The organism is Lentzea sokolovensis, from assembly GCF_033949975.1.
Lineage (GTDB): Bacteria > Actinomycetota > Actinomycetes > Mycobacteriales > Pseudonocardiaceae > Lentzea > Lentzea sokolovensis.
In genome coordinates, this window is record NZ_JAXAVU010000004.1 from 801,633 (window position 1) to 809,629 (window position 7,997).

Consider the following 7,997-nt stretch of genomic DNA (forward strand, 5'->3'; position numbering starts at 1 on the left):
ATTGAAATTGGGGGTACCCGGCCAGCGTCGTGTGTGTGGTGGGCACGCACGCCTCGAACGCTCAAGCCACCGTCACCGGATGCCGGACCACGGCCCCGAACAGGTAGCCCTGCGTGTTGTAGGGCGACTCGTCCGGCTGCCCGTCCACCCGCGCCCGCAGCACGTGCTCCCCCGGAGTCGCCTGCCACGGCACCTGCCACCGGGTCCACCCACCGCGCGACACCGGAGTGGCCCGCCGCCAGGATCGCCCGTCCGTCGACACCTCGACCTTCCGCACCCCGCCGGGCGACCAGGACCGGCCGGTGAGCACCTGACGCCCCGCCGGCACCACGGCGCCCCACCCGAGCTCGAAGGCGCTCTTGGCCACCTGCGAGGTCACCAGCGTCCCGTCCGCCGGGTACGTGGGACCGAGCAGCCGGTAGTACTGCGTGTCCCACGGCGAGTGCAGCGCCGACTCCGACACCTCCAGCGACCCCAGCCACTTGATGCTCGCGATCCCGACCCAGCCCGGCACCACCAGCCGCGCCGGGAACCCGTGGTCAGGCGGCAGCGGCTCGCCGTTCATCTCGTACGCCACCAGCACGTCGTCCAGGGCTTTCGACACGGGCAGCGGGCGCCGCACCCGGCCCAGGTTCACGCCGCCGGTCACGTACTCCGCGTCCAGGCCGGCGGGCAGCACGTCGACCGCGGAGCGGCGCAGGCCGGCCAGCCGCAGGAGCAGGCCGAGCGACACGCCGCGCCACCGGGCGTTGCCGACGGCGCCCAGCTTCCACGGCGTGCCCGACACGGTCTGGCCCTGCTGCGTGGTGAAGAAGCTGCGGCCGTTGCCCGCGCACTCGATCACCGCCTCCACCGAGCACGACGGCAGCGCGCGCAGGTCTCGCAGGGACAACGACAGCGGGCGGGCCACTCCGGAGCCGTGGATCTCCAGCCGCCAGGACGTGGCGTCTAGCAGCGGTGTCGAGGTGTGGTTGCGGACGAAGAACTTCGGGACCGGCGTCAGCGAGCCGGTGCCGCGCAGAGCCTCCCAGCGCGTCTCGGCGTTGGTGCCGTGCACGATGAAGTCCGTGTCGGGCAACGGTTTCACGATCACTGGGGCCGCCACCGCCCTGGAGGGAAGCACCGAAGGCAGCACCGAGAGTCCTGCCGCGAGGAGCACGCCGCGCCGAGAGATCATGCGTCCGAAGCTAGCTACCCACCGCAAGAGTGCGTCTCACATCGCAGGACCACCCAGGAGGCGTGATTTGGGTCACAGCCAACCGGTCGAACGACGCCCGTGAGGACGCGTGAACGGACCGCGGGCATCTGCCCAGGTCACGCATTGAGAACACTCCCGGAACCTGGGAAAACAAGCGTGCACACAGGTTCCGCTTGCCCGGAAGTGGCCCGTTTCGGGCCGCCGCGACTGATTGTGAACATTCGTCTCAACCGGGTACGTATTCGGCCGATGAGGAACGGTTGACGCATTTCTGCCCGATACTGCGCGCAAAGCAGGCAGAGCAGAAAGGTTCCGAGCACTCGTGATCACGCCCGAGTACTTGCTGTCGACCCGCGAGTTCGAGGTGCTGTGGCAGACGCTGCGGCTCGGCAGAATGCCGTACCCGCTCGACGTGCCCAGCGAAGGAGCGACCGAGCAGGACGTCAAAGCACTGCAGCACAGCACGATCGCCGGACTGCGGCGGCGCGGCATCGCCGACGACCCCCGGCTGGAGGACCTGTTGCGGGTGCTCGGCGACCACGAGGTGTCCGTGGACGCCGTCGCCGGGCTCGACCGGACCGTGCGGGCGCTGGCCGCCGCCGGCGGGACGGAGGCCGTGCTGGCCGTCATCGACGGCGACACCGTCGGCCTGTCGCAGATCAGGCCCACCTCTCTCGCACGCGAGATCGTCAGGGTGCTGCCCGACGGGGTGGCCGGGCCCGGCAGCGCGCTGTCGGTGCGACTGGAGACGTTGCAGCAGGCCGTCGCATTGCAGGAGGCCGAGCAGGAGGAGGACTCCGAGGACCCGTGGGGCGCGGCCGACGAGGAGCTCGACGACCGCGAGGCGTTGCTGAAGGCCGGGCTGTCCGCGCAGGACGCACGGCAGATGGACGAGCTCGCGCAGAACCGGGTCGCGGGTGGCCAGTTCGGTGTCACGCACGGACGACACCGCGCTGACGTGGTCATCAACTGGTTCGACACCCACCAGGGGCGCTACCTGATGGTGCGCTCCGACGGGTGGCTCAGCCTGTCACCCACCGACAACGACCGCATCGCGACGCGGATCGACGCCGTACTGGCCTGAGAGCGGTGCGTTCCAGCGCACAAGAATGATCCAAATCGGGCATCGCGGGCGTACTCTCCGGAGTGCGCCCGCGTTCTTGCGCCGGTCGGCCGATTCACCCGATCCGGTGATCGACGAACCAGGCTGTGACGGACCTCAAGAAAGCCCTAAATTCCAGAGAATCCCCTATGTGATTCGCGTCACAGTCGGCCCAGGTCAAGGGCCGTTCCAGGGATGTGAACAGAGATCGAGAGCCCGAACGGGCAGCACCCCGAGAGCGCTCCCACAACCAGGGCAAACGATCACCCCGTTACACGACGTTCACCGGTTCGTGGCCCGATTCGGTCAGTGACAACGCATTGTGAACGCGGATCTCAATTGGTAACTCGCGCGCGGCAAAGTGAGCGATACACCAAAAGACACCCGATACTGCCCGCATGTACATCGTCGGTGACAAAGACGCTGTCCCGCTCGGCGACACCGTCAGCACGGGTCAGGTGCAGATCGACCCGGAGGCAGGCGAGGAACTCCGCAAGCAGTTCCAGGCCCAGATCGACCAGGTCGACTCGTGGATCGAACGCGCCAACTCGAGCATCGCCCGCCCGGCGCCGCTTGGTGCGAACCCCGTCGGCGACAAGATGCGCGACAAGTTCACGCATCGCGCCGAGGGTGAGCAGTACTCGTTCGTCAGCGTCATGACCGCGTACCGCACGGTTCTGGAGCAGACGAAGAACTCCATCGTCGAAGCGATCGGGAACTTCACGAAGCTCGACGAGGAACAGCAGGCCGAACTGAAGAAGCACATGGGTAACAGCTGATCTTGTGGCCAGCTGATCCAACGGAGTGAGAGGCGAGCCGGTCATGCCCCCCGAGACCGACCCGAGCGAGGTCGAGAACGTCCCGGTCCTCACGGACCCGCAGAACTGGGCGTCCCGATCGCACCAAGAGCTGTATGCCGCGGTGCACAACAACAACGACCCCGGTCAAGCCGGCCAGATCAGCTCCGACTGGAGCAAGTACGGCAACGAGCTGACCGAGGCGTCCCGGACCATCAACTCGGTCATCACCGCGTCGGAGTCGAAGTGGACGGGTGGAGCCGCCGAGGCCGCCCGTGCCGCGATGAAGAAGCTCGGGGACTGGGTCGACGAGACCGCGAAGACGGCCGTCGACGTCGGCACCAAGGTCGCCGACCAGGGCCGGGTCATGGAGAACGCCAGGGCGCAGATGCCCCAGCCGGTCCAGTTCGACTGGAACAAGGCCGCGGCCGCGCTCTCCCAGCCGGGCACGCCCGCCTTCGTGCTGGCCTCCGCCGACATCGCGGCCGCCAACACCGCGTCGCGCGCGGCGCACGACCAGGCGGTCACCGTGATGACCGACATGGAGAACAACTCCCGCCAGATCGACTCGACGACGCCCGCCTTCAAGCCGCCGTTCAACCCGAACACCGGCAAGGTCGAGGAGCCGGTGATGGCGGTCCCGCGCTCCGGTGCGGCCGCGTTCACCGGCGGTGCGGACGGCCTCATGTCCACCCAGGCGGCGAGTGCCGGTGCGGCGACGGCCGCCCCTCCGGTGACCGGACAGCAGTCGGGTTCCGGTGCGGGCGCCGGAGCCGGTGGCGGCGCGGGTGCCGGCAGTGGCGTGAACCAGCCCGCCGCGGCCGCGTACAACCCGAGCGCGCCCGGCTACACCGGAGCGGGAGCCGGCGGCGGTGCGGGCGGTGGCGCCGGTGGCGGCAGCAGCTACACGCCGCAGATGGGCAACACGAACACCAACACGGCCGCGGCGTACACGCCGACCGCGCCGGGGTACAGCCCCAGCAACACGGGCAGCACGTACACCAGCGGCAGCGGCGGCAGTCCCGCGCCCTACACGCCCACCGCGCCCGGCTACACGCCTCAGATGGGTAACGGCGGCCGCACGAACACCGGCCAGAACCAGAACGTCCCGAAGACCCCGGTCGTCGGCAAGGACCTGGCCAACCCGAACTACACCCCGCAGAACCCCAAGGGTCCCGCGGCCTACAACCCCTCGGCGCCCGGTTACACCGGTCCCGGTGGTGCGGGCGGCGGTGCCGGTGGTGGCGCCGGTGGCGGTGGCGGTGGCGGTATGAAGGGCGGCCCGATGCCGTACACCCCGCAGATGGGTGCGGGTGGCGGCGGTGGCGGTGCCGGCGGCGCGTTCGGCGGCGGCGCGAGCGGTGCCGCGGGCGCGGGCGGCTCGATGCAGTCCGGCGGCGCGGCCGGTGTCCAGGGCCAGGCCGCTCGTGGCGGCATGCCGATGGGCATGGGTCCCGGTGGCGCTTCCGCGGCGGGTGCCGGCATGGGTGGCGCGCCGATGGGCGGCGCTCCCGGTGGCGGCAGGGGCGAGGACGACAAGGAACACCGTTCCGCCAGCTACATCATGGGCGGCGACCTGTTCGAGGTCCCCGGCGAGAACCTGCCCCCGTCGGTGATCGGTGCCGCGAAGGTCAAGAAGCAGAAGGGGACCGAGTCGCAGTGATCACGCCCGAGTTCCTGCTGTCGCCGCGCGAGTTCGACGTGTTGTGGCACGCCCTGCGGCTCGGCAGAGTGCCGTACCCGCTGGACGTGCCGAACGAGGGCGAGACCGAGCAGGAACGCCGCGTGCTCGTCACGAAGACGATGGACGAGCTGCGGTCACGCGGGCTCGTGGACAACCAGCGTCTCGAGGAATTCCTGCGGCTGCTCGACGACCACGAGGTGTCCGTGGACGCCGTCGCCGGTCTTGACCGCACCGTGCGCGCGCTGGCCGTTTCCAACGGCCGGCGCGCCGCGCTGGCGATCATCGACGGCGACCGGGTCGGGCTGCTGGAGATCCGCGAGACCGGGATCGCCCGCGAGATCGTCAAGGTGCTGCCCGACGCCGTGCCCGGACCGGGCACGGCGGTGAACGTCCGGGTCCAGTCCCTTCAGGACGCGGTCGCGTTGCAGGAGGCCCAGGAGGTGGACCCCTCCGACGACCTGTTCGGCGACGGCGGGGTGGACGACCAGGAGGCGCTGCAGCAGGCCGGTCTGTCCGCACAGGACGCGAAGCAGTTCGACGAACTCGCGTCGAACCGCGTCGCGGGCGGCCAGTTCGGCATCACCCACGGCCGCCAGCGGTCGGGGGTCGTGATCAACTGGTTCGACACCCACCAGGGCCGTTATCTGATGGTCAACTCGGACGGCTGGATGAGCGTCTCGCCGACCGACAACGACCGCATCGCCACCCGAATCGACGCTGTGCTCGCGTGAACTAGCGCGTCTCAGTTGAACCGCCGCCGCCGGAGGACCGTGTGAATCCCGCGAACCCCTATCAGTGGGTCGAAGAGTACGAGGCCAAGCTGGCCGACCTGAAGCAGAAGTCGGAGGACCTCACGGAGAACGTCGCGGCGGCCTCCGCCACCGTGACGTCGAAGGACGGCGCGGTGACAGTGACGGTGGGCCCCAACGGCGGCCTGCAGAACCTGCAGCTGGGACACCGCGCGATCGAGCTGGGCGGCCCCCGGCTCACCGCGCTGATCCTGGAGACGGCGCGGAAGGCCCAGAAGCAGGCCGCGACGCAGGTCCTCGAGCTCTTCAAGCCGCTCGGCGAGGGCACCGAGGCCTACCAGATGGTCTCGGACTCGATCCCGGACGACGAGGTCGACGAGGACACCGACCCGTACGACGAGATCGACGACGAGCCGGAACCCGCTCCTGCTCCTCCGGCGAGCACGCCCGCGGCGACCCCGCAGCCGGCGCCCGTCCGCGGCCGGCGCCGTGCGGACGACGACGATGACGACGACGACAACCCCTGGTAAGGAACAGCGATGACCGCGCCTGAAACTCCACTCCCGTCTCCTCCCGGGATGAAGATCACCGAGGAGAACAAGCTCAAGGGCTCGCTGTTCATCGAGGCCTACGGCAGTCTGATCGACGGCATCAGCAAGGACGCGGAGTCCGAGACCGAGAAGGCTCTCGACATCACGTTCAACGCCATCGGCGCGGCCTCGGCCACGGTGATGTTCGCGATCGACCCGCTCGGCAGCATCATCGGTGCCGGTGTCGGCTGGCTCATCGAGCACGTGTCGTTCCTGCGTGACGCCCTGAACCAGCTGATGGGCAACCCGGAGGAGATCCAGGCCAACGTCGAGGCCAACAAGGCGCGCGCGGCCGAGCTGCGGGTGCTGGCGGAGGACCACAAGAGCGGCCTCGCGACGTTCGACGGCTGGAGCGGTCAGTCGTCCGAGCGCTTCAAGGCGTCGATGGACGGCATGGGCCAGGAGCTCGACGACCTGGCGAACGCCGTCGAGTCCAAGGCCAAGATCGTCGCGATCATGGGCATGCTCGTCACCGTTCTGCGTGACATCGTCCGCGACCTGATCGCCCAGCTGATCGGTTCGCTGATCGCCGGCGCGCTCATCGCCGCCGCCATGATGATCCCGACGTTCGGCACCTCGATCGCGGTCTTCGGTGGCTTCGCGGTCGGCAAGGCGGTCGCGCTGGGCGTGAACATCGCGTCCCGCGTCGCCCGTGTCGTCGCCGCGCTCGGCCGTCAGATGAAGCGCATCGGCGACCTCGACGACATCATGAAGAAGGTCAGCAAGGGCTGGGAGCGGTTCGAGAACTCCGCTGACGTCGCCGAGATCACCTACGAGGGCTACAAGGCCCAGAAGGGTGTCGACGACAAGATCGACGAGGCGATGGCGAACCGGGGCGGCGGCGGTGGCGGCAACACCCCGCCCGGCGCCTCCGACGGCAAGACGGCCGCGGACGCGACCGGCACCGCGAGCGCGGCGACGCTGGCGAACGCCCGCGTCGGCATGGTCCAGCAGGACGGGACCGCGCAGGCCACTCTCGCCAACGCCCGCATCGGCACCGTGCAGCAGGACGGGTACGCGCAGGCGACGCTGCCGAACGCTCCTCTCAGGGCGACGGCGTCGGCCGAGCCCATGCAGGCCCTCCGGCGGACGACGGCGGCCGAGCCCATGCAGGCCCTCAGGCGGACGGAAGCGGCCGAGCCCATGCAGGCCGCCAAGCGACTGGCCTCCGAGCCGCTGCAGCCGATGCAGGCTGTCCGTGCGATGGACGCGGCCGAGCCCCTTCAGGCCCGTACCGCGGCGGTGCACGCCACCGAGCCCCTGCAGGCACGTGCGATGCACGTGACCGAACCCCTGCAGGCCCGTACCGCGGCGATGCACGCCGCCGAGCCGATGCAGCCGTTGCAGCCGATGCAGCGCGCCGAGGCGGTTCAGGCTCCGATGGCGTTCTCCCGCGTGGAGGCGGCCGAGGCTCCCGTCGCGTTCTCCCGTGCGTCGGCGCAGGACTCCACGATGGTGTCCGGCGTCAGCATGACCGCGGGGGCGCCGATGCACGAGGCCGTCCAGCCGATGCAGGCGCGTGAGATGTACTCGAGCCCCGAAACGCCTTCCGAGCCGTTGCAGGCCCAGTCGGGTTACGAGCCGCTCGCGCGCACGCAGATGTCGCACGCGTACGACGCCCTCGAGCCGTCGGAAGCGCGTGAGGTCTACGGGCGCGTCGACGCACAGCCCGTTTACGAGAGCGTCAACCCGCTCATGGCGAGTGAGCCGCTGCAGCCGACCATCGGCTACGAGGCGGCCGGCGGTGCCGCGGCCCAGCCGCTGCGTCCGACCATCGCGCACGAGCGGTCCGTCCGGCCGACAGAGTAAGTCCAGCCAACAGCCGGGATCCCCGCGATCCCGCCTTGTTCTGACGCAGCACTGGAGAATCGCCGCTC

General features: G+C 69.8%; 7 protein-coding genes. 6 read left to right on the forward strand and 1 reads right to left on the reverse strand.

Annotation, left to right across the window (positions count from 1 at the left end):
• Positions 1 to 61: 61 nt before the first annotated feature.
• Positions 62 to 1,177: a molybdopterin-dependent oxidoreductase gene (locus SK854_RS09245; protein ID WP_319974586.1), complete on the reverse strand. Its 1,116-nt coding sequence runs from the start codon at positions 1,175 to 1,177 to the stop codon at positions 62 to 64.
• Positions 1,178 to 1,520: 343 nt separating this feature from the next.
• Here SK854_RS09245 and SK854_RS09250 point away from each other — a divergent pair, with 343 nt between their 5' ends.
• The 6 genes from SK854_RS09250 (at position 1,521) to SK854_RS09275 (ending at position 7,929) form a co-directional block, all read left to right on the forward strand.
• The gene (locus SK854_RS09250) at positions 1,521 to 2,282 is read left to right on the forward strand and encodes an ESX secretion-associated protein EspG (RefSeq protein ID WP_319974587.1); all 762 of its coding nucleotides are present in this window, start codon (positions 1,521 to 1,523) and stop codon (positions 2,280 to 2,282) included.
• A 416-nt stretch (positions 2,283 to 2,698) separates the two neighbouring features.
• The gene (locus SK854_RS09255) at positions 2,699 to 3,079 is read left to right on the forward strand and encodes a hypothetical protein (protein WP_319974588.1); all 381 of its coding nucleotides are present in this window, start codon (positions 2,699 to 2,701) and stop codon (positions 3,077 to 3,079) included.
• Positions 3,080 to 3,122: 43 nt separating this feature from the next.
• Positions 3,123 to 4,760, forward strand: coding sequence for a PPE domain-containing protein (locus SK854_RS09260; RefSeq protein ID WP_319974589.1), 1,638 nt, complete (start codon positions 3,123 to 3,125; stop codon positions 4,758 to 4,760).
• A complete protein-coding gene (locus tag SK854_RS09265) occupies positions 4,757 to 5,512 on the forward strand; it encodes an ESX secretion-associated protein EspG (RefSeq protein ID WP_319974590.1) in 756 nt (251 codons plus the stop codon). Before SK854_RS09260 ends, SK854_RS09265 begins: the two co-directional genes overlap by 4 nt.
• Before the next feature lie 41 nt (positions 5,513 to 5,553).
• Complete coding sequence (locus SK854_RS09270; protein WP_319974591.1) at positions 5,554 to 6,060, forward strand: YbaB/EbfC family nucleoid-associated protein; 507 nt, start codon at positions 5,554 to 5,556, stop codon at positions 6,058 to 6,060.
• Positions 6,061 to 6,108: 48 nt separating this feature from the next.
• Entirely contained in the window at positions 6,109 to 7,929 is a 1,821-nt protein-coding gene (locus SK854_RS09275; RefSeq protein WP_319974592.1) for a hypothetical protein, read from the forward strand.
• Positions 7,930 to 7,997 lie beyond the last annotated feature (68 nt).

Excerpts from the sequence above, each read along its gene's own strand:
- SK854_RS09245 (WP_319974586.1), bottom strand. The coding sequence starts at position 1,177 with ATGATCTCTCGGCGCGGCGTGCTCCTCGCGGCAGGACTCTCGGTGCTG.
- SK854_RS09275 (WP_319974592.1), top strand. The coding sequence starts at position 6,109 with ATGAAGATCACCGAGGAGAACAAGCTCAAGGGCTCGCTGTTCATCGAG.
- SK854_RS09260 (WP_319974589.1), top strand. The coding sequence starts at position 3,123 with ATGCCCCCCGAGACCGACCCGAGCGAGGTCGAGAACGTCCCGGTCCTC.
- SK854_RS09255 (WP_319974588.1), top strand. The coding sequence starts at position 2,699 with ATGTACATCGTCGGTGACAAAGACGCTGTCCCGCTCGGCGACACCGTC.